The organism is Pseudomonas sp. Ors-4-3C, from assembly GCF_055755035.1.
The window spans coordinates 5,641,409-5,662,500 of sequence record NZ_CM146900.1; the positions used below are offsets into that span (position 1 = coordinate 5,641,409).

Sequence of the window (21,092 nt, forward strand, 5' to 3'; positions counted from 1 at the left end):
ATCCTTTGGAAAGTCTGCCCGCAAGACTATCCCGCCATTTGGAGCTTCGCTATGCGCATGTTGATGCTGACAGGAGGCCTGCTGACGCTGGCCGGTTGTGCCGGATTCGGAATGCCCGATCCTGACCCCTCGCAAGCCTGGATCGATCTCGATGCCCGGCAACAGGACACCGCGCTGCAAGCGCTGAAAGTCGATGACAAGGTGACCGTCGACAAACGTTATTTTGAGGTTGAGCCCGGCAGCCACCAATTGCAGGTGCGCTATCAATTCCCGGTCGAAGCCACCAACATCGGCCCCGATGCCGAACCGCTGTGGCGCGACTGCCAGTTGAATGTGAAATTCAAGGACTTCAACGCCGGTCAGCGTTATCAGCTGCAAGCTGGCAGCATCGGTTTCCGGCCATGGGCCAGGCTCTATGACGAGCAACACAATGTGGTCGGCCAAGGCACACCGGCAGGCTGTCAGCGCACTTGATCGGGGCTATGCTTAAGGTCTGAATCCTGAGACATCCATCATGCGCAAGTTGATGCTGTTGCTCGCGTTTGGCGTTATCGCCGGCTGCCAGACCCCATTGCCACCGGTCGATCCACAAATGGCCTGGGTCGATTTCTCGACGCCGACCCCGGGCGGCAAATTGCTCATGGCCGAGCGCCTGGACAATCAACGCCTGAGCGACGGGCGTTTCTTCCAGGTCACCCCCGGCAGCCATGAGCTGCGGGTGCGTTACGACTTCGAAGTGTTTGGCGGCGGCGGCAGTCTGATGACCGGCCCTGTCGAGCGACTGTGCTATCTGTACATCCGCTACGACCATTTCGAGGCCGGGCAGCGTTACATGCTGGAGGGCCGTTCACTCGGCTTCACACCAAGCGCACGGTTGTACAACGCCAAGCGTGAGATCGTTGCCGAGGATCACGACATGGACTGCCTCAGCTGAGATGAGTCAGTTGCTGTTTTTCTGATAGATGATTGCTTTTCTGCCGTAATCGCATTTGCCAACGACCATCGCCGCGTCATGTTTGTCGGCCTCTTCCTTGCTGACGATTTCCAGTGTGTAGGAGGGCACGGCATTCGCCTGGATCTTGATTTCGATTTCTTTCTTGAGTTCTTCGCAGTCTTTGGGTGCGGCGAGAACCGAGGTGGCCAGTGCACTGCAGAGGATCGCCAAGCCAATACGTTTCATTTTGAAGCTCCCTGGGGCAGCGCGCACGGGCGTGCGCTGAACCTGCTGTCACTTATTCGACCATATTTTTGCAGCGCGGGTTCTGACTTCGCTCACATCTTCAGAGACTGTGGTGCTATTCAGATCGCCTTCGCGATCAAGCCCGCTCCCACATTGGAATGCATTTCAAAGGTGGGAGCGGGCTTGCTCGCGAATAGGTCAGTCAGCGCTGACTCAGCTGACCAGCGAAGCCTCAAGGGTAATCTTCGCATTCAACACCTTGGACACCGGGCATCCTTCCTTGGCCTTGTTGCTCAGCTCTTCAAACTGCGCCTGAGTAGCGCCCGGGATTTTCGCCTTGAGGATCAACTTGATCGCGGTGATGGCAAAGCCACCTTCGACCTGATCCAAGGTGACTTCAGCCTGGGTGTCGATGCTCTCGGCCTTCAGGCCCGCATCACCGAGAATCATCGAGAACGCCATGGAAAAACAGCCGGCATGCGCCGCGCCGATCAGTTCTTCCGGGTTGGTGCCCTTGCCGCCTTCGAAGCGGGCCTTGAAGCCGTACGGCGCTTCTCTGAGCACGCCAGTCTCGGTAGAGATCGAGCCGATGCCGGTTTTCAGATCGCCTGCCCAATGCGCGGATGCTTTCTTCACGATAGCCATGTCTGCCTCCTCAAGATCTGGCGCGGAACGCCGCGCCGTCGTGGTTTTTGCTTGCAAGGCTTCTGAGGATAGACGCCGGGACAAAGTTCAGCCCGAGTGAATCGTTGACTTTTTTAGTAGGATTTTTCCCTCAGCTATTGAAACTCGGGTATATGCCCTCATTGCACAGAACACGCTTATGAATTCGGCAGGTTTTCGTTCGCAAGAAAAAACCTGCAGACCACTCGGAGACGCAGGTTTATGAAGCAACTGTCCGATGTAAAGTTTTCCACCCTCGATCTGGTGCCCGTGCGCGAGAACGGCAGCCCGGCGCAATCGCTGCGCAATTCGCTGGATCTGGCGCAGCATGTCGAGAGATTCGGCTATACGCGCTTCTGGGTCGCCGAACACCACAACATGGATGGCATCGCCAGCTCCGCCACCTCGGTGCTGCTGGGTTATCTGGCCGGCGGCACCTCGACAATTCGTGTCGGCTCCGGCGGGGTGATGCTGCCCAACCACGCGCCGCTGGTGATCGCCGAGCAGTTCGGCACCCTCGAAAGCCTGTATCCGGGACGCATCGATCTGGGTCTGGGCCGCGCGCCGGGCTCCGACCAGATGACTGCCCGCGCCCTGCGCCGCGAACGCTCCGGCAGTGCCGATGATTTCCCGGAAGACGTCGCCGAACTGGCGCGCTTCCTCGGCCCGCGCACTCCGGATCAACGGGTGATCGCCATGCCCGGCACCGGCACCAACGTGCCGATCTGGTTGCTCGGTTCCAGCCTGTTCAGCGCGCAACTGGCCGGTGAGCGCGGTTTGCCCTACGCCTTCGCCTCGCACTTCGCCCCGCGTTTCATGCACGAGGCGATTCGCGTCTATCGCAACCACTTCAAGCCGTCAGCGGTACTCGACAAGCCTTATGTGATGCTCGGTGTGCCGCTGGTGGCGGCGGATACCGATGAGCAGGCCGACTACCTGGCGACCTCGGTGTACCAGCGCATTCTCGCGTTGATGCGTGGGCAAAGTCTGGTGCAGCGCCCGCCGGTGAAGAGCATGGATGGCCTGTGGCTGCCCCATGAGCGTGAAGCGGTGGGCGATTTCCTTGGCCTGGCGATGGTCGGCAGCCCGCAGAAAATCCGCGCGAAGCTGGAGGTACTGGTCGAGCAGACGCAGGCTGATGAGCTGATTTTCACCTGCGACCTGTATGAGCATGCCGATCGCCTGCACTCCTACGAACTGCTGGCTCAAGTCATGAAGGGTTGACTCTGGAATACCGCCCTTGTGGGAGCGGGCTTGCTCGCGAAGACGGAGTGTCAGACACCTTGGATGTCGGCTGACATAACGCTCTCGCGAGCAAGCCCGCTCCCACATTGGGAATGTGTTGTACACAAAAAAGCCGACGCATTTGCGTCGGCTTTTGCATTTTCAGTGAGATCAATGGCGTTTGTAGACGATTTCTTTTTTGCCACCGTCGCAGCTTCCTACGGTTTTGCCGTCAGCGCCCTTATTACTTCCCTTGTCGACAATCTGCAGCGCGTAACCATGTACGCCTTTGGCTTCCAGCTTGTCCTTGATTTCCTTCTCCAACTGATCACACGACTTGCCAGCAGCAAACGCGCCACCCGCAAGGCTCAACAAACCTACTGCCAATATGAACTTCTTCATCGGTCGCACTCCCTGGTCGGATTAAAAGAGGCGGGCACCGGCGGTGCCGATGCGCTCACCTTGTAGCGCTTTGCCATTCCTATGGCACTCGGCCAGCGCGCAAGTTCAGAAGCGTAGCCCAAACTCAGCTGCTGGCAATGCGGAAGCCGACTTTGAGTGTTACCTGGAAATGCGCAGCCTTGCCGTCCTTGATGTGGCCACGGGTATCGACCACTTCAAACCATTCCAGATGCTTGATGCTCTTGTTGGCTTCGGCCAGCGCGTTGTTGATGGCGTCTTCGATGCTGCTGGTGGACGAGCCGACCAGCTCGACTTTCTTGTACGTGTGATGGTCACTCATGGCGATCTCCTGGATGTGTGGATTTGAGACTAGCAGTGAATCTGCACTGATGATTTCGGCGGCTCGATGCAAGTGAAGTTCAGATTTTCTGCACTTTCTCAAACCGCTGAAGTCCCAAACAACACACGCCACTCATCACCAATGCAGGAGAGCCACCATGGCCAACACCTCTTTACGTAAAGCCTCGTTGCAAAGCATGGAAGCCGAGATCGAGAGTCTGCTCAAATCGTTGGAAAGCCTGAAAGACGACGCTTCGGACGAGTCGCGCAAGACCCTCAAGGCGCTCAAGAGCAACGCTGAAAGCGCGCTGAAACATTCGCGCAGCCTGCTCAGCGATGCTTACGAAGAAGTAAAAGTGAAAACCCGCGAGACCGGCATCGCCACCCGCGATTACGCTCAGGAACATCCTTGGACCACCGCCGGTGTGGCAGTCGGTGCAATCGGTCTGCTGGCCGCTTACTTGCTGTTCAAGCGCGGCGAGTGATCCGACTGGCGCAGCTCATTCTTGAGCCACTGCGCCAGTTGCCGGGCGCGCCCGTCTGCGGCGCGATTGGGTAGCCACAACGCCAGTTGCGCCGGGGTTTCGCAAAAGCCCCACGGCGCAACCAGGCGACCGGCCTTCAAGTCCTCGGCCACCAGCGGCTCTGGCGCGATTGCCACGCCGAGTCCGGCCACTGCGGCCTCCAGCAGATAATACAAATGCTCAAAACCTTGCCCTAACTTCAACGCCTTGGCGTCGAGGTGATTTTGCTGTGCCCAGCTCGGCCAGGCTTGCGGGCGCGATGTGGTGTGCAGCAGCGGTTCGCTGAGCAAGGCTGATGCTGGCGCGGTTTGCAGGCGCTGATAACCGCTGAACAGCGGGCTCATCACCGGCCCGATGCGTTCCGCCGCCAACTCGTACACCTGCATGTCGGCCGGCCATGGCGGCTCGGCGAACAGCAGCAAGGCATCGAGTCCCGGGCGCCGCGGGTCGAGATCGCCTTCACCGGCCGACAGATGCAGACGCAAGTCCGGCAAGTCCGCGTTGAGTCGTCCCAGGCGTGGAATAAACCAGCGCGCCAACAGACTGCCGGAGCAGCCGAGTACGAACGGCGCATCAGCGGTGCTCTGCGTCAGCTCGGAGCAGACGCTGCGCAAGCGATCAAAGGCCTCACCGCTGGCGTCCCGCAGACGCACTCCGGCATCTGTGAGTTTCAAGCCGCGACCATCCTTGACGAACAGGCTCACGCCCAGATGCTCTTCGAGCACCTTGAGCTGACGGCTAACCGCGCCGTGGGTGACGTGCAGCTGTTCGGCCGCCTGACTGACGCTGTTCAGTCGGGCGGTGGCTTCGAACGCGCGCAAGGCGTTCAGCGGGGGAAGGTCGTGGCTCATGGTATCTGTGAGTTTTCCTGACAGGTTGCGGCGATCTTATCGGTTTTCAGCCTGGAAGGTCAGGGGTAGAGTGGACGCCATTGTCTTCTTACCCGAATTCACCTGGAGCACATCATGACCCAGACTTCGAACACCTCCAACCTGCGTAGCGGCCCGGACGATAACGGCCTGTTCGGCGCGTTCGGCGGCCGCTACGTGGCGGAAACCCTGATGCCGTTGATCCTCGATCTGGCCCGTGAATACGAAACGGCCAAGGAAGATCCGGCATTCAAAGAAGAACTGGCCTATTTCCAGCGTGACTACGTCGGACGTCCGAGCCCGCTGTACTTCGCCGAGCGCCTGACCGAGTTCTGCGGCGGCGCGAAGATCTACCTCAAACGCGAAGAGCTGAACCACACCGGCGCGCACAAGATCAACAACTGCATCGGCCAGATTCTGCTGGCGCGGCGCATGGGCAAGAAACGCATCATCGCCGAGACCGGCGCCGGCATGCACGGCGTGGCGACGGCCACCGTGGCCGCACGTTTCGGTCTGGACTGCGTGATCTACATGGGCACCACTGACATCGAGCGTCAGCAGGCCAACGTGTTCCGCATGAAGCTGCTGGGCGCCGAAGTGATCCCGGTAGTGGCCGGCACCGGCACACTGAAAGACGCGATGAACGAAGCGCTGCGTGACTGGGTGACCAACGTCGACAGCACCTTCTACCTGATCGGCACCGTGGCCGGCCCGCACCCGTATCCAGCCATGGTGCGCGACTTCCAGGCGGTGATCGGCAAGGAAACCCGCGAGCAGCTGCAAGCTCAGGAAGGTCGTCTGCCGGACAGCCTGGTGGCGTGCATCGGCGGCGGTTCCAACGCCATGGGCCTGTTCCACCCGTTCCTCGATGATCAGAGCGTCGAAATCATCGGCGTCGAAGCGGCCGGTTACGGCATCGAAACCGGCAAGCACGCGGCCAGCCTCAACGGCGGCGTACCGGGTGTGCTGCACGGCAACCGCACGTTCCTGCTGCAAGACGACGATGGCCAGATCATCGACGCCCACTCGATTTCCGCCGGCCTCGACTACCCGGGCATCGGCCCCGAGCACGCCTGGTTGCATGATATCGGCCGCGTCCAGTACACCTCGGTGACCGACGACGAAGCCCTCGCCGCGTTCCACCAGTGCTGCCGCCTCGAAGGCATCATCCCGGCGCTGGAAAGCGCTCATGCGTTGGCTGAAGTATTCAAACGCGCGCCAAAACTGCCGAAGGATCACCTGATGGTGGTCAACCTGTCCGGCCGTGGCGACAAAGACATGCAGACCGTCATGCATCACATGGAACAGTCGAAGCAGGAGAAACACTGATGAGCCGCCTGCAAACCCGTTTTGCCGATCTCAAAGAACAGAATCGCGCCGCGCTGGTGACCTTCGTCACCGCCGGTGATCCGGACTACGACACTTCGCTGGCGATCCTCAAAGGTCTGCCGGGCGCTGGCGCCGACGTGATCGAGCTGGGCATGCCGTTCACTGACCCGATGGCCGACGGCCCGGCGATTCAACTGGCCAACATCCGTGCGTTGGGTGCCAAGCAGAATCTGGCGAAAACCCTGCAAATGGTTCGCGAATTCCGCGACGGCAACAGCGACACGCCGCTGGTGCTGATGGGCTACTTCAACCCGATCCACATGTATGGCGTTGGGCGTTTCATCGCTGACGCCAAAGACGCTGGCGTCGACGGTCTGATCGTGGTCGACATGCCGCCAGAGCACAACAATGAACTGTGCGATCCGGCGCAGGCTGCGGGCCTGGACTTCATCCGCCTGACCACGCCGACCACCGACGATGCGCGTCTGCCGAAGGTGCTCAACGGCAGTTCCGGGTTTGTTTACTACGTGTCGGTGGCCGGTGTGACCGGTGCCGGTGCGGCAACCCTGGAACACGTCGAGGAAGCGGTGACTCGTCTGCGTCGACACACTGACCTGCCGATCAGCATCGGTTTCGGCATCCGGACTCCGGAGCAGGCGGCGTCCATCGCTCGTTTGGCCGACGGTGTGGTGGTGGGTTCGGCACTGATCGACCATATCGCCAATGCGACCACGCCGGCCCAGGCTGTCGATGGTGTGCTGGGTCTGTGCAAGGCGCTGTCCGAAGGCGTGCGTCAGGCCCGCGTCAGCTGAAAGTAAAGTTCCTGATACAGAGGAATTAGCGTCTCGCTGCGCAACCTAATGAGCAAGACCGAGGGATTCAGAACCACGTTCTGAATCCCTTTTTGCTGTTGGTGCAGTGAGGAAAGACCCGATGAAAATGCCGAAACGTCTGATTGCCGGACTGGGTGTGCTGATGATCAGCGCGACCCCGCTGCTGGCCAGCGCCGATCCACGCGATGATCATGACCACGGCGGCCCGCAACCGGGCCATTACGAGAACCACGGTGACGATCACCGTGGCCCGCAAAACGACCACCGTGGCGGTCCGCCACGCGATTTTGGTCCAGTGCGCCAGACCATTCGCGACAACCACGGCTACTTCGTGCGCGGTGCACCGCCACCGCCGGGCATTCGTCTGGAGCGCGGCCGGCCGTTGCCGCACGGTTACTACGGCGAGCGGCTGGACGGGCGGGCGCTGAGCCGTCTGCCGGTGTATCCGGGTTATGAGTGGCGCCGCGCCGGGGGTGACATTGTGCTGATCGCGGTAGGTACCGGGATCGTCTACGAAATTCTGGACGGTGTTTTGAACTGATCGACAGACCCTAAAAAGATCGCAGCCCTATGGCTGCGATCTTTTTTTTCAGGGCAGCTCAAGTCCGCCGGATGCCTTGTGCAATTTGCGCAAATGCTCGCCAACCTGCTTCACGTTGGCCTCGCAGGCCGCAATTTCCGCAGCGCGCTTGGGCTCCAGCAGTGCCCGTACTTCTTTGTCCAGGTCGCCGCTCAGCGCCAGCAGTTGTTTCTGGCGCTGGCTGCTTTCAGCTTCCAGACGACCGAATTCGCTTGGCTGCGGCAGGCCGTAGCCATGGGAGTCGAGCAACTCCGCCGGACGGCTGAGGAAGCCGCTGTTGGCAAGAATCTCCTGCAAGGTCGCGTTGGCTTTGTCCATGCCACCGTTTTCCAGCTCCCGAGCGCCGAGGTAGCGCTGCTTGACCTCATCCTGGGCCAGCAATAACTGGCGGCGGTAACTCGCCTGTTCCAGCAGCAACAATGCGGCACTGGTGCGCAGGTCTGCACGCTCGAACCACTGACGACGTTCTTCGGCGGAAAGTGAGAGCCACTCTTCGACACTGGTCTGTTTGATCGGCAACTGCTTCTTCAACACATCGAACATCGCCTGATAGCGATCACGGAACGAGTCGAATCGGTAGCCCAGCCGCAAGGCCTCTTTCGGATCGTCCAGCACGCTGATGTCGGCCAGGCCACGGCCTTTGAGCACTTCGAGCAAACCGTTGGGCATGATGCTGTCCAGACCGACGAGTTGCTTGTTGTTGCTGCCGCTGCGCAGCAGTTTCAGGCTTTCCACGGCGCAGTTGTTGGACAGGAAGAAGTAGTTGCCGTCGTAGCTCCAATGCATCTCGGCGGCGTGTTCGACCACCTCTTCAATCTCGGTACGCGACAGGTTCAGCGGCACCGAAGCGAGACTGCGCATTTCGGTTTTGGTGTACTCGTCGATCACTTGCGCCAGTGGCAGTACGAACAGCCGCGACGGGTACTTGCCGACCAGTCCATCCCAGCTCGACAGCTGCACATCACCGACGAAAGCGCGGTAGGACAGCACCAGATGTTGATCCAGATCGAGCCGGCAATCCGGACCCCGTGGTCGGCCGGGTGCACAGATCACCAGGCGCAACATGCTGTGACCCCAGCGGCTGACCCAGTTCTGGTTGGCCTCCGCCAGCAGGTAGTCGACGGCGTAAACCCGTTCCGGATCGACCTGGCCCAGCGGCTGTTTGGCAAAGTCGTTACCGGCGTTGAGAAACGCAAAGGTCTTGCTGCAGGTGTCCTTGGCGGGCGGGGTCCAGCCAAAGCGTTCCTGGTAGTAGCGATAGAGCGCCGGACGTCGACAGGCGTAGCTCGGGTCGAGGAGGAAATACTCCATGTTGACCGCGACGAACTCCTTGGGGCTGGAGATCTCGTAAAGGTCCGGGCTGCGGGCGATCTGCCGGTTGTGCTGTTCGCGCTCGCCACGGCGCCCGACGTATTGCTGCCAGCCGGCGAGGTCGAGCAGGCGTGGGTCATCGCTGAGGGTGAAGCGGCGACCGTTCTGGCCGCGACATTCATCGGGAATGCCGATCAGGCCCGCGCTGTTGCTGCGCCGAGTGCAGCGCTGGATCAGCGTGCGTTCGGCGGCGGGCCACAGGCGGGCGCGGTCATAAATGTGGGTGAGTTCGTGGAGCACGGTTGCCAGCAGTTCCTGGCGCACGGTGCCGTGGGGGCGGTTGGTTTTCTCTTTGGCCGCGCTACCGTCGGTGAGGCCGGCGAGCAGTTTGCGGTTCAGATCGAGTTCGGAGACCAGCGCCGCTTCGCCATAGGCGTTGTCGGGCATTTCGTCGGTCCAGCCGACATCGATGCGCCGGTCCAGTTGCTCGATGAAGCGCGGCGGCAATTTCTGCATCGCTTCATCGAGCAGCGCCTGGCTGGCCTGTTGTTCGGCAGGGCTCAGACCGTCGGTCTTGAGCCGCAATTGCAGGCTGGCGTGGGCGCTGTTGCCCAGGAGCAACAACGCGCTGGCCAGCAGCCAGGCGCTGAGTGACTTCACAGGGCGAGAATGGCTTCGGCCAATACCTGGTCGCTAGCGTCGCGGGCTTCCGGCACGCGGCTGCGCAAGGTATTGAAGGCCGCTTCGAGGTTGGCGCCACGAATGTCGCCATTGCTGGCGACGAAGCTGGCGGCATCGTCGTGGGCTTCACGGATGATTTTCGAGTCGCGAATCGAGGTGGTGGTGTCTGAGGTGAAATCAACGGTGCGCTGGGAGGCGCGAACGATGATGTTACTGGTGGCTACCAGGGTGTGCGCCTGGGCCACATCGGCCAACAACAACAGGCCAAGGGCGGCAGCAATCAGCGGGCTACGCATGGAACGACTCCGGAGGGGCAATGTTAACGAGGGATCAGGATAGCTATTGGACGAGAATTGCCTGCGCCAGTTCAAGGTCGCCAGCATGAAGTTTTGGTCGGCTCTTGCGTAGGTAATGCAGTGCGGATTCGAGCTGCGCGCCTCGCAATTCACCGTCACTGGCAACAAACGCAGCCGCATCATCGTGAGCAGCGATGATCAGTTTACGGTCGAACGGCGCGGAAGACACCATGCCGGTCGCCCAAAGGCTGACCACGGTGTTTTGCGTGGAGACATCAAAGGCATCGACCGACGTCGCCCAGCAGGCGCTGATCAGGACAGAAGGGAAAAGCAGTTTGAGTAAACGCATGGGGCTCGATAACTGTTAACGAGCCCCAAGGCTAGCGCAAACGCCCGGGCCAGAGCCAGCGGCGAAACATCGGGACACGACTGGCGTGTCCCTTCAAGCAATGCAGGATCAGATTGCCAGGATGGCTTGCGCCAGCTGAGCATCAGTCGCGTTCAATTGCGGTGCCTGATGGCGAATAAGGTCCAGAGCGCTTTCCAGTTTCACGCCGCGGATCTGGCCTTCGCTGGCGACGAAGCTGGCAGCGTCGTCCCGAGCGGCGATTACAACCTTGTTGTCGCGCAGGGACGAGGTGGCATCGGAGGTGGCGTCGGAAGAGGACTTCAATGCGCCAACCACTGCGTCGGTGGTCACGATGAAGCTGGATGCGCTGGCATTGGCAGCCACGGCCAGCAAGGCGGCAGCGCTGAGCAGGCGAAGACGGGACATGGTGGATCTCCTGAAAGTAAACCGTATAGAGAGGTGGCTTGTGTCTGATGAGTCAGACGCGGGTTACAGAAGATTCGCCACGTTCTGGCGGCGATATTAGGCCTGCGCGCCGGGTTCGCACAGTGGGCAAAATGCTAGCGCCAGAAGGGTTTCTCCAGTTCATTCAGTCGATCGGCGTGGCTTAAGCCCAGATCCGCCAGATCGCGGTTATCCAGTTGAGCCAGCAAGCGCCGCGTCCTGGCGCGCTCCAGTCCTTGCAACAGGCTTCGAAAAAGGCGCCGCAGCGGGTGCGAGTGAATGAGAGGTTGAGCCGAAATTGCCGAAACATCCTGTAAGTCTTTCATGGCGTTTCCCTTAAGCCGAGACAGGTTAAGGACATGCTGCGCCCGATGCAGTTTGGTCGGCAGATACACCAATGGAAAATTGTACTGGTTCAGATATTGATTGCTAGAAACTGTACTTGTACTTCCAAAACCAAGCTGTACGGGCGTTTTCGAACCCTGAAACGACAAGACCCGTCGCGGTTTCCCGCGACGGGTCTTGTTTGTTCGATTCGGGTTGCTGGCGGTGGGTCTAACGACCAGAGCCAGCGACGCTACTTAGCGCCAGAACGGCTTGCTCAGCTCTTCGTAGCGTTGTGCTTCGCTGATACCGGCGTCAGCCAGCAGACGCGAATCCAGACGAGCCAGTTGGTGGCGGCTGGAGATGCGGCGCTGCCACAACATCAGGTTGGCGATAACGCGCAGAGGCAGGGAAGCCTGGGTTTTTGCAGCTTTGTCTTCGAAGAACAGTTCGGAACTGAGTGTACGTTCCATGGTTGACATCCTTCCGCTTGTGGCGGGATCAGGTAGTGGTTTGACTGGTGCCCATGATCCTCTCGTTTGCCTAGTCTCTCTAGATACAGTTCAACTGTATTGTGAGTGACCAGTTAACTGTTTATAGGGGGTGTACGGGTCAAAATTGAGCAAACTGTACCTGTCTGCACTTAACTGGTGCATTTTTGCTCGATTCGGGGGAGAAAGTAGGAAAAAGCTGTAGGAAAACACCGGTACAGTAGTACAGTTTTTTACAGAAGAAGCTGATGAAAAAAACCGCCGACACAAACTGTGTTTGCATCGGCGGTTTGACTGTGTGAATTACACCGCCAGCATGTGCCCGGTTTCTTCCAGGTTCATGTGCCAGCTCAAGGCGTCACGCAGAATGTGCGGGGTGTGGCCACCGATGGCGCACGCTGCGGTGAAGTAGTCGTTCAGCGCCTGGCGATAGTCCGGGTGCACACAGTTGTCGATGATCACCCGGGCGCGTTCGCGTGGGGCCAGGCCGCGCAGGTCAGCCAGACCGACTTCGGTCACCAGAATGTCGACGTCATGCTCCGTGTGGTCAACGTGGCTGACCATCGGCACCACGCTGGAAATCGCGCCGCCCTTGGCGATCGATTTGGTCACGAACACCGCCAGGTGCGCGTTGCGCGCAAAGTCCCCCGAACCGCCGATACCGTTCATCATCCGCGTGCCGCAGACGTGGGTGGAGTTGACGTTGCCGTAGATGTCGAACTCCAGCGCAGTGTTGATGCCGATGATGCCCAGGCGGCGCACCACTTCCGGGTGGTTGGAGATCTCCTGCGGACGCAGCACCAGTTTGTCCTTGTACTTCTCCAGGTTGCCGAACACGTCGCTGTTGCGCCGCTCCGACAAAGTGATCGAGCTGCCCGAGGCGAAGCTCAGCTTGCCGGCGTCGATCAGGTCGAAGGTCGAGTCCTGCAGCACTTCGGAGTACATGGTCAGGTCTTCGAACGGCGAGTCGATCAGGCCGCACATCACCGCGTTGGCGATGTTGCCGATCCCGGCCTGCAACGGGCCGAGCTTGTTGGTCATGCGCCCGGCGTCGACTTCCTGCTTGAAGAAGGTGATCAGGTGCTCGGCGATGGCGTTGGTGTCGACATCCGGTGTCGACACCGTGGACGGCGAGTCCGCCTGCTGGGTGATGACGATGGCGACAATTTTCTCCGGCGGGATCGGGATCGCGGTGCTGCCGATGCGATCGTCGACTTTCACCAGCGGGATCGGCGTGCGCGTCGGGCGATAGGTGGGGATATAGATGTCATGCAGGCCTTCGAGGTTGGCGTTGTGCGCCAGGTTGATCTCGACAATCACCTGCTTGGCGAAAATCGCGAAGCTCGCCGAGTTGCCCACCGAGGTGGTCGGCACGATGTGGCCTTGCTCGGTGATGGCCACGGCTTCGATCACTGCGATGTCCGGCAGCTTCAGTTGCTGGTTGCGCAGTTGCTCGACGGTTTCCGACAGGTGCTGGTCGATGAACATCACTTCACCGGCGTTGATGGCCTTGCGCAAGGTACTGTCGACCTGGAACGGCATGCGGCGCGACAGCACGCCGGCCTCGGTCAGTTGCTTGTCGAGGTCGTTGCCCAGGCTGGCGCCGGTCATCAGGCTGATCTTCAGCGGCGTGACCTTGGCTCGCTCGGCCAGTGCGTGAGGGACGGCTTTGGCTTCGCCAGCGCGGGTGAAGCCGCTCATGCCGACGGTCATGCCGTCTTCAATCAGCGCGGCGGCGTCGGCGGCGCTCATCACTTTATCCAACAACGAAGGCAGGCGAATACGGTCACGGTACATGGATTATTTTCTCGGGAAGCGAGTAGCAGGATGCGCAGTCTAGTGAATTTCACGGGCGCCTGTCCCGCTACCAAGGTCGCAAACGAGGCGTCTATTTAGCGGGTTTGAAGTAAAACACCGTTACTGGATCTGCAACAACGTGGCAAATTGTCCGACGTTTTGCGCAAACAAAAACGCCCCGACAAGTCGGGGCGTTGGGTGCCGCCACGGAGGATTACTCGACCGCTTTGACCATGTCTTCGATGACTTTCTTCGCGTCGCCGAAGACCATCATGGTCTTGTCCAGGTAGAACAGTTCGTTGTCCAGACCGGCATAGCCGCTGGCCATCGAGCGCTTGTTGACGATGATGGTCTTGGCCTTGAACGCTTCGAGAATCGGCATGCCGGCAATCGGCGATTTCGGATCGTTCTTGGCAGCCGGGTTGACCACGTCGTTGGCACCAAGCACCAGCACCACGTCGGCCTGGCCGAACTCGGAGTTGATGTCTTCCATCTCGAACACCTGGTCGTAAGGCACTTCGGCCTCGGCGAGCAGGACGTTCATGTGTCCCGGCATACGGCCGGCCACCGGGTGGATTGCATACTTCACGGTCACGCCGCGATGGGTCAGCTTCTCGGTCAGCTCTTTCAAGGCATGCTGCGCGCGGGCCACCGCCAGGCCGTAACCCGGGACGATGATCACGGTGTCGGCGTTGGTCAGCAGGAACGTTGCGTCGTCGGCCGAACCGGATTTCACCGGACGGGCTTCTTTCGCACCGGCCGGGCCAGCATCAGCCGTGTTGCCGAAACCGCCGAGCAGTACATTAAAGAAAGAACGGTTCATCGCCTTGCACATGATGTACGAGAGGATCGCGCCGCTCGAACCCACCAGCGAACCGGCAATGATCAGCATCGAGTTGTTCAGCGAGAAGCCAATGCCCGCTGCCGCCCAGCCCGAATAGCTGTTGAGCATCGACACCACCACCGGCATGTCGGCGCCGCCGATCGGGATGATGATCAGCACGCCCATCACGAACGCCAGGGCCAGCATCAGCGCGAACGCTGCGAGGTTGCCGGTGAGCATGAAGGTCACGCCGAGCACCAGTGTCGCCAGACCGAGTACCGCGTTCAGCTTGTGCTGACCGGCAAACTGTACCGGCGCACCTTGGAACAGGCGGAACTTGTACTTGCCCGAGAGCTTGCCGAAAGCGATCACCGAACCGGAGAAGGTGATTGCACCAATCGCCGCGCCGAGGAACAGCTCCAGGCGGTTGCCCGCCGGAATCGAGTCGCCCAGTTGCTTGACGATGCCCAGCGATTGCGGCTCGACGACGGCGGCAATGGCGATGAACACCGCCGCCAGACCGATCATGCTGTGCATGAACGCGACCAGTTCCGGCATCTTGGTCATTTCAACGCGCTTGGCCATGATCGAACCGGCAGTGCCGCCGGTCAGCAGGCCGACGATCACGTAACCGATGCCGGCAGTTGCCAGCTCAGCACCGAGCTTATAGATGAGGCCGATGGTGGTGAGGATGGCCAGCGCCATGCCGAGCATGCCGAACAGATTGCCGCGCCGCGAGGTGGTCGGGTGCGACAGGCCTTTGAGGGCCTGGATGAAACAGATCGACGCGATCAGGTAGAGCGTCGTGACGAGATTCATGCTCATTACTTCGGCGCCTCTTCTTTTGCTTTCGGGGCTTTCTTCTTGAACATCTCAAGCATGCGGCGGGTGACCAGGAAGCCACCGAACACATTGACCGCAGCCAGCGCTACGGCGAGGGTGCCCATGGTCTTGCCCAGCGGCGTGACGGTGAGCGCGGCGGCCAGCATGGCGCCGACGATCACGATCGCCGAAATGGCGTTGGTCACTGCCATCAACGGCGTGTGCAGCGCAGGTGTAACGTTCCAGACCACGTGGTAACCGACATAAATCGCCAGCACGAAGATGATCAGGTTGTAGATACCGGGGGAGATAAGCTCTTCCATCGTCTGAATCCCTGCTTAGGCGTTTTTGCGGATGACTTGGCCGTCGCGGCACATCAGGCACGCGGCGACGATGTCGTCTTCGAGGTTGACGTCGAACTGGCCTTCTTTGGTGAACACCAGCTTGAGGAAGTCCAGCAGATTGCGTGCGTACAGCGCCGAGGCGTCTGCAGCGACTTCACCCGCCAGGTTGGTCGGGCCGACGATGGTCACGCCGTTCTCCACCACGACCTGATCAGCCACGGTCAGCGGGCAGTTGCCGCCCTGAGCTGCTGCGAGGTCGATGACCACCGAGCCTGGCTTCATCTGCGCCACGGTTTCCGCGCTCAGCAATACGGGTGCCTTGCGGCCCGGGATCAGTGCGGTGGTGATGACGATGTCGGCCTGCTTGGCGCGTTCGTGCACAGCCTGGGCCTGACGTTGCATCCAGCTCGCCGGCATCGGGCGGGCGTAACCGCCGACACCGACCGCGCATTCACGTTCTTCGTCAGTCTCGTAAGGCACATCGACGAACTTCGCACCGAGGGATTCGATCTGTTCCTTCACTGCCGGACGCACGTCAGACGCTTCGATCACCGCACCCAGACGTTTCGCCGTGGCAATCGCCTGCAACCCGGCCACGCCCGCGCCGAGAATCAGCACGCGCGCCGCTTTCACGGTGCCCGCAGCGGTCATCAGCATCGGCATGAAGCGCGGATAGTAGTGCGCGGCCAGCAACACAGCCTTGTAGCCGGCAATGTTCGCCTGCGACGACAGCACATCGAGACTCTGCGCCCGAGAGGTACGCGGCGCCGCCTCTAGGGCGAACGCAGTAATCCCGCACTCGGCCATTTTGGCGATGGTGTCGTTATTGAAGGGGTTGAGCATGCCCACCAGCACCGTGCCGCGCTTGATCAGCGCCAGTTCGGCGTCGCTGGGGGCGATCACTTTGAGAATCAGCTCGGCAGCGAACGCATCGTTGGCACTGCCAATGGTTGCGCCCGCCGCTTCATAGGCACTGTCGACAACGCTGGCTTTGACGCCGGCGCCGGTTTGCACAGTGACCTTATGACCTTGGCTGATCAGCTTTTTAATGGTTTCCGGGGTTGCAGCAACCCGTGTTTCACCGGTCTGGGTTTCGAGAGGAACACCAATGTGCACGTCAAATCTCCTGCGTGATCTTATTGAGTAAACCCAGGCACTGCGGATGGTGCGACTGGGGCGGCCGATCAGCACGATCCCGCCAAATCAGGGCGGGGCGCGGCATTTTGCAGGCGAACTTTATGCCCTTCAAGGGATTATGACGGGTGACGGAAAATTAACTACAAGTCATCCCGTGACCGAATGTCGCAGATGGCCAGCTGAATCCCTTGCAGGCCGTGCCTTGTAAGGATTCTGGCTGAATTTGAAAAAATTTCTCATCGGCGGCGTGAATAGGCCGTAATGAGTCGTGAATAGAGGCTCAAAGCCACGTCCGCAGGCGCTTGTGGGACGTCTGTACGACTTTCGGATACAGTCTGCGATTTTGCGACAAATACTTATATCTGTAGGGCTTTGATTTTCCTGACTACCGGGTTAGTAATCGCTGTAAGGCCTTATCCTTCTAGGCTGTAGCTGTTTGCCTGGTTGACCAGCCAATCGCGAAAAGCCTTGAGTGACGCCGATTCGACCTTTCGCTCCGGAATCATCAGGTAATACGCCTTGATGCTGGAGAGCGCACTCGGGTTGGCGATCACCAAGCGTTTCTCGGCCAGCTCGCGCTGAATCAGGAACGGTGGAATCAGCGCGATGCCCATGTCGTGCATGGCCGCTTGGGCCAGCATGGAGAATAGCTCGTAGCGCGGGCCTGTCATGTCGCGTGGGATGTTCAGGTTCAGGGAGTTGAACCACTGCCGCCAGGCGTAGGGACGGGTGGTTTGCTGCAACAGAGGCAGCTCGGCAATCTCGTTGGGTGTCAGATGTTTCTTGCTGCCGAGGAGAGCGGGGCTGCACACCGGCATCGGATTTTCGCCCATCAGCCTGTGGGATTCGGTACCCGACCAATCGGCGTCGCCAAAGTAGATCGCCGCATCGAACTCAGTGTCGGCAAACAGGAACGGGCGGGTGCGGTTGGTCAGGTTGACCGTTACTTCCGGGTGTTTGAGCTGGAAGTCCTTGAGCCGTGGCAGCAGCCATTGCGTGCCGAAGGTGGGCACCACCGCCAGTTCGATCACATTTGTGCCCTGCTGGCCCATCACCGAAAGTGTGTCGCGCTCGACGGCGTCGAGTTGCATGGCCACCCGACGACTGTAGGAAAGGCCTGCTTCCGTCAACTTCACTCCGCGTCGCGAGCGTCGGAACAGTTCCACACTGAGGAACTCCTCAAGGCTGGCGATCTGTCGGCAAATGGCGCCCTGGGTGAGGGAAAGTTCTTCGGCTGCCTTGGTAAAGCTTTCGTGCCGGGCGGCGGCTTCGAAACTGATCAGGGCCGTGGTACTGGGAATCTTTCTGCGCATGTACTGCAACCTCACTAATGCACCGCATAAAAGGCATTCAACGACGTTTCGGAGTGAGAAATTAGCACAACAGGATGCGAAATCCTCGTTTGCTGCGCTGGCGAACCGGGCCTAGGATCAATGCCACGTTAATTCACCGATTTGCGAGGACGCACTCATGGGCGGTAAAGCTAGCTTCAACTGGATCGATCCCCTGCTGCTGGATCAACAGCTCACCGAAGAGGAGCGCATGATCCGCGATACCGCCACCCAATTCGCTCAGCAGAGCCTGGCGCCCCGCGTGCTTGAAGCTTTCCGCCATGAGAAAACCGACCCGGCAATCTTCCGCGAAATGGGCGAAGTCGGCCTATTGGGGGCGACCATTCCCGAGCAGTACGGCGGTAGCGGCTTGAACTATGTCAGCTACGGTCTGATCGCCCGTGAAGTAGAGCGCGTCGACTCCGGCTACCGTTCGATGATGAGTGTGCAGTCCTCGCTGGTGATGGTGCCGATCAACGAATTCGGTACAGAAGCACAGAAACAGAAATACCTGCCGAAACTGGCGTCTGGCGAATGGATCGGCTGCTTCGGTCTGACTGAGCCAAACCACGGTTCCGACCCGGGCGCAATGATCACCCGTGCGCGCAAGGTCGACGGCGGCTACAGCCTGACCGGCGCCAAGATGTGGATCACCAACAGCCCGATCGCCGATGTGTTCGTGGTCTGGGCCAAGGACGATGCCGGCGACATCCGTGGCTTCGTACTGGAGAAAGGCTGGAAGGGCCTGAGCGCTCCGGCGATCCACGGCAAGGTCGGTCTGCGCGCATCGATCACCGGCGAAATCGTCATGGACAACGTATTTGTGCCGGAAGAGAACATCTTCCCGGACGTGCGCGGTCTGAAAGGCCCGTTCACCTGCCTCAATTCCGCACGCTATGGTATTTCCTGGGGTGCCTTGGGCGCTGCCGAGTTCTGCTGGCACACCGCTCGTCAGTACACCCTCGATCGTCAGCAGTTCGGGCGCCCACTGGCTGCCACTCAACTGATCCAGAAGAAGCTGGCCGACATGCAGACCGAAATCACTCTGGCCCTGCAAGGCTGTCTGCGTCTGGGGCGCATGAAGGATGAGGGCACGGCTGCGGTCGAAATCACCTCGATCATGAAGCGCAACTCCTGTGGCAAGTCGCTGGATATCGCCCGCATGGCCCGTGACATGTTGGGCGGTAACGGCATCTCCGATGAGTTCGGCGTGGCCCGTCACCTGGTCAACCTGGAAGTGGTGAATACCTATGAGGGTACCCACGACGTTCACGCGCTGATCCTCGGTCGCGCGCAAACCGGTCTGCAGGCGTTCTATTAACAGGAGAGCGACCATGGGCGCGCTGTCGCATCTGCGGGTACTGGATTTATCGCGTGTGCTGGCCGGGCCGTGGGCCGGGCAGATTCTCGCCGACCTTGGCGCCGAGGTGATCAAGGTCGAGCGCCCGGGCAATGGCGATGACACGCGTGCCTGGGGGCCGCCCTTCCTTAAAGACGCTTATGGGGAGAACACCAGCGAGGCGGCCTATTACCTGTCGGCCAACCGCAACAAGCAATCGGTGACGATCGACTTCACTCGGCCTGAAGGGCAGAACCTGGTACGGGAGCTGGCGGCGAAGTCGGACATTCTGATCGAGAACTTCAAGGTCGGTGGGTTGGCCGCCTATGGGCTGGACTATGAGTCGCTGAAGGCGATCAATCCGGACCTGATCTATTGCTCGATCACAGGCTTCGGTCAAACCGGGCCGTATGCCAAGCGTGCGGGCTATGACTTCATGATTCAGGGGCTGGGCGGGCTGATGAGCCTGACCGGTCGCCCTGAAGGTGATGAAGGCGCCGGGCCGGTGAAGGTGGGAGTGGCGCTGACGGACATTCTTACGGGGCTGTATTCGACCGTGGCGATACTGGCGGCGCTGGCGCATCGTGATCACGACGGTGGCGGGCAACACATCGATATGGCTTTGCTGGATGTACAGGTCGCATGCCTGGCGAACCAGGCAATGAACTACCTGACTACCGGCAATGCGCCAAAACGTCTGGGTAATGCACACCCGAACATCGTGCCTTATCAGGACTTCCCGACGGCCGACGGTGATTTCATTCTTACCGTTGGCAATGACGGCCAGTTCCGCAAGTTTGCCGAGGTGGCGGGCCAGCCGCAGTGGGCGGACGATCCGCGATTCGCGACTAACAAGCTGCGGGTGGCTAACCGTGCGGTGTTGATTCCGCTGATCCGTCAGGCGACGGTGTTCAAGACCACCGCCGAATGGGTGGCTCAGTTGGAGCAAGCGGGTGTGCCGTGTGGTCCGATCAATGATCTGTCCCAAGTGTTTGAGGATCCGCAGGTGAAGGCGCGTGGGCTGGCTATAGAACTCCCGCATGCGCTGGCGGGGATGGTTCCGCAGGTGGCGAGTCCGATCCGGTTGTCGCAGACGCCTGTCGAGTACCGTCGCGCGCCTCCGTTGTTGGGCGAGCATACGCTGGAGGTTTTGCAGCGGGTGCTGGGTCTGGGCGCAGGCACAGTGGATGCGCTCAGGGCGGATGGAGTGCTTTGAGCGTTCCTTCTATATAGAAGGAGTGGTTTTCCTTCTTATATATAGAGATGTTTGTATGTTTTTTAACCGATCCGTAAGTTGTTGAAAGAAAACTGAAATTAACGGTTGACGGCAGATTCTGGAGGTCTATAATTCGCCCCACTTCCGGCGCAGTCGAAACGGAAAACTCCTTGAGATTCAATGAGTTACGCAGTTTTCGATAGCGGGTTGCTTCAGTTCATCGAAGCCTGGAAGGAGTTGAAAGAGCGGTGATGTTTGGCTCTTTTGACGGTTCGATCTTCTCGGTCGAAAGCGGAGAAAAAGAGGTGTTGACAGCAGCGTGTAACGCTGTAGAATTCGCCTCCCGCTAACGAGAGATCGGAAGCGCAAGTGGTTGAAGTTGTTGAAGAAATCTTCGAAAACTTCTGAAAATAATCACTTGACAGCAAATGAGGCTGCTGTAGA

The 21,092-nt window shown here is 59.8% G+C and carries 25 protein-coding genes; 9 read left to right on the forward strand and 16 right to left on the reverse strand.

The genetic code is table 11. From position 1 onward, the window contains the following. Positions 1-51 precede the first annotated feature (51 nt). Together ACVHNU_RS25595 and ACVHNU_RS25600 are read left to right on the forward strand one after the other, a co-directional pair. On the forward strand, positions 52-474 hold the full coding sequence (locus tag ACVHNU_RS25595; protein ID WP_473018534.1) for a PA0061/PA0062 family lipoprotein: 423 nt from the start codon (positions 52-54) through the stop codon (positions 472-474). A 40-nt stretch (positions 475-514) separates the two neighbouring features. Continuing rightward, a complete protein-coding gene (locus ACVHNU_RS25600) occupies positions 515-934 on the forward strand; it encodes a PA0061/PA0062 family lipoprotein (protein WP_003220381.1) in 420 nt (139 codons plus the stop codon). A gap of 6 nt (positions 935-940) precedes the next feature. Here ACVHNU_RS25600 and ACVHNU_RS25605 read toward each other — a convergent pair whose 3' ends face one another. Together ACVHNU_RS25605 and ACVHNU_RS25610 are read right to left on the reverse strand one after the other, a co-directional pair. Beyond that, positions 941-1,180, reverse strand: coding sequence for a DUF1161 domain-containing protein (locus tag ACVHNU_RS25605; protein ID WP_201136122.1), 240 nt, complete (start codon positions 1,178-1,180; stop codon positions 941-943). A gap of 213 nt (positions 1,181-1,393) precedes the next feature. After that, entirely contained in the window at positions 1,394-1,825 is a 432-nt protein-coding gene (locus ACVHNU_RS25610) for an OsmC family protein (RefSeq protein WP_007962818.1), read from the reverse strand. A gap of 240 nt (positions 1,826-2,065) precedes the next feature. Here ACVHNU_RS25610 and ACVHNU_RS25615 point away from each other — a divergent pair, with 240 nt between their 5' ends. After that, entirely contained in the window at positions 2,066-3,067 is a 1,002-nt protein-coding gene (locus tag ACVHNU_RS25615; protein WP_473018535.1) for an LLM class flavin-dependent oxidoreductase, read from the forward strand. 171 nt (positions 3,068-3,238) lie between these two features. On the opposite strand, the gene ACVHNU_RS25620 is transcribed toward ACVHNU_RS25615, so the two are convergent. Together ACVHNU_RS25620 and ACVHNU_RS25625 are read right to left on the reverse strand one after the other, a co-directional pair. Beyond that, on the reverse strand, positions 3,239-3,469 hold the full coding sequence (locus tag ACVHNU_RS25620; protein WP_003220387.1) for a DUF1161 domain-containing protein: 231 nt from the start codon (positions 3,467-3,469) through the stop codon (positions 3,239-3,241). 124 nt (positions 3,470-3,593) lie between these two features. Next, the gene (locus tag ACVHNU_RS25625; RefSeq protein ID WP_003220389.1) at positions 3,594-3,809 is read right to left on the reverse strand and encodes a dodecin; all 216 of its coding nucleotides are present in this window, start codon (positions 3,807-3,809) and stop codon (positions 3,594-3,596) included. Between the two features lie 157 nt (positions 3,810-3,966). On the opposite strand from ACVHNU_RS25625, the gene ACVHNU_RS25630 reads away from it, so the two are divergent. Then, positions 3,967-4,293: an ElaB/YgaM/YqjD family protein gene (locus tag ACVHNU_RS25630; RefSeq protein ID WP_003220391.1), complete on the forward strand. Its 327-nt coding sequence runs from the start codon at positions 3,967-3,969 to the stop codon at positions 4,291-4,293. Here the strand turns inward: ACVHNU_RS25630 and ACVHNU_RS25635 are convergent. Next, the gene (locus tag ACVHNU_RS25635; protein ID WP_473018536.1) at positions 4,266-5,183 is read right to left on the reverse strand and encodes a LysR family transcriptional regulator; all 918 of its coding nucleotides are present in this window, start codon (positions 5,181-5,183) and stop codon (positions 4,266-4,268) included. The two genes, ACVHNU_RS25630 and ACVHNU_RS25635, sit on opposite strands and share 28 nt — an antisense overlap. A gap of 114 nt (positions 5,184-5,297) precedes the next feature. On the opposite strand from ACVHNU_RS25635, the gene trpB reads away from it, so the two are divergent. From trpB to ACVHNU_RS25650, 3 genes are all read left to right on the forward strand, one after another. After that, positions 5,298-6,530: a tryptophan synthase subunit beta gene (trpB, locus tag ACVHNU_RS25640; protein ID WP_103483941.1), complete on the forward strand. Its 1,233-nt coding sequence runs from the start codon at positions 5,298-5,300 to the stop codon at positions 6,528-6,530. Further along, positions 6,530-7,342, forward strand: coding sequence for a tryptophan synthase subunit alpha (trpA, locus tag ACVHNU_RS25645; protein ID WP_400509262.1), 813 nt, complete (start codon positions 6,530-6,532; stop codon positions 7,340-7,342). The genes trpB and trpA overlap by 1 nt, the downstream gene beginning before the upstream one ends. A gap of 121 nt (positions 7,343-7,463) precedes the next feature. Further along, positions 7,464-7,904, forward strand: a complete 441-nt coding sequence (locus ACVHNU_RS25650) for an anti-virulence regulator CigR family protein (protein ID WP_003220396.1) — start codon at positions 7,464-7,466, stop codon at positions 7,902-7,904. A 48-nt stretch (positions 7,905-7,952) separates the two neighbouring features. Here the strand turns inward: ACVHNU_RS25650 and ACVHNU_RS25655 are convergent, their stop codons facing one another. The 11 genes from ACVHNU_RS25655 to ACVHNU_RS25705 form a co-directional block, all read right to left on the reverse strand. Beyond that, positions 7,953-9,914, reverse strand: a complete 1,962-nt coding sequence (locus ACVHNU_RS25655) for a DUF7844 domain-containing protein (protein ID WP_473018537.1) — start codon at positions 9,912-9,914, stop codon at positions 7,953-7,955. Beyond that, positions 9,911-10,231: a DUF2388 domain-containing protein gene (locus tag ACVHNU_RS25660; RefSeq protein WP_003220401.1), complete on the reverse strand. Its 321-nt coding sequence runs from the start codon at positions 10,229-10,231 to the stop codon at positions 9,911-9,913. Before ACVHNU_RS25660 ends, ACVHNU_RS25655 begins: the two co-directional genes overlap by 4 nt. A 43-nt stretch (positions 10,232-10,274) precedes the next feature. Next, on the reverse strand, positions 10,275-10,580 hold the full coding sequence (locus ACVHNU_RS25665; RefSeq protein ID WP_003220403.1) for a DUF2388 domain-containing protein: 306 nt from the start codon (positions 10,578-10,580) through the stop codon (positions 10,275-10,277). Positions 10,581-10,688: 108 nt separating this feature from the next. Continuing rightward, positions 10,689-11,006 carry a DUF2388 domain-containing protein gene (locus tag ACVHNU_RS25670; protein WP_003220405.1) on the reverse strand — a complete coding sequence of 106 codons (318 nt, stop codon included), beginning with the start codon at positions 11,004-11,006 and terminating at the stop codon, positions 10,689-10,691. Positions 11,007-11,140: 134 nt separating this feature from the next. Further along, on the reverse strand, positions 11,141-11,350 hold the full coding sequence (locus ACVHNU_RS25675; protein WP_473018538.1) for a DUF1127 domain-containing protein: 210 nt from the start codon (positions 11,348-11,350) through the stop codon (positions 11,141-11,143). A gap of 255 nt (positions 11,351-11,605) precedes the next feature. After that, a complete protein-coding gene (locus ACVHNU_RS25680) occupies positions 11,606-11,821 on the reverse strand; it encodes a DUF1127 domain-containing protein (protein WP_003220409.1) in 216 nt (71 codons plus the stop codon). Positions 11,822-12,142: 321 nt separating this feature from the next. Further along, entirely contained in the window at positions 12,143-13,636 is a 1,494-nt protein-coding gene (locus ACVHNU_RS25685) for an acetyl-CoA hydrolase/transferase family protein (protein ID WP_253150176.1), read from the reverse strand. Between the two features lie 214 nt (positions 13,637-13,850). Continuing rightward, positions 13,851-15,284, reverse strand: coding sequence for an NAD(P)(+) transhydrogenase (Re/Si-specific) subunit beta (locus ACVHNU_RS25690; protein ID WP_338800470.1), 1,434 nt, complete (start codon positions 15,282-15,284; stop codon positions 13,851-13,853). Further along, a complete protein-coding gene (locus tag ACVHNU_RS25695) occupies positions 15,284-15,604 on the reverse strand; it encodes an NAD(P) transhydrogenase subunit alpha part 2 (protein WP_003220416.1) in 321 nt (106 codons plus the stop codon). Before ACVHNU_RS25695 ends, ACVHNU_RS25690 begins: the two co-directional genes overlap by 1 nt. A gap of 15 nt (positions 15,605-15,619) precedes the next feature. Next, positions 15,620-16,741: a Re/Si-specific NAD(P)(+) transhydrogenase subunit alpha gene (locus ACVHNU_RS25700; protein WP_473018539.1), complete on the reverse strand. Its 1,122-nt coding sequence runs from the start codon at positions 16,739-16,741 to the stop codon at positions 15,620-15,622. A gap of 434 nt (positions 16,742-17,175) precedes the next feature. Further along, on the reverse strand, positions 17,176-18,075 hold the full coding sequence (locus ACVHNU_RS25705) for a LysR family transcriptional regulator (RefSeq protein ID WP_473018540.1): 900 nt from the start codon (positions 18,073-18,075) through the stop codon (positions 17,176-17,178). Positions 18,076-18,232: 157 nt separating this feature from the next. Between ACVHNU_RS25705 and ACVHNU_RS25710 the strand changes: the two genes are divergently transcribed. Beyond that, positions 18,233-19,414 carry an acyl-CoA dehydrogenase gene (locus ACVHNU_RS25710; RefSeq protein ID WP_473018541.1) on the forward strand — a complete coding sequence of 394 codons (1,182 nt, stop codon included), beginning with the start codon at positions 18,233-18,235 and terminating at the stop codon, positions 19,412-19,414. A 13-nt stretch (positions 19,415-19,427) separates the two neighbouring features. After that, positions 19,428-20,648, forward strand: a complete 1,221-nt coding sequence (locus ACVHNU_RS25715; protein ID WP_003220421.1) for a CaiB/BaiF CoA transferase family protein — start codon at positions 19,428-19,430, stop codon at positions 20,646-20,648. Positions 20,649-21,092 lie beyond the last annotated feature (444 nt).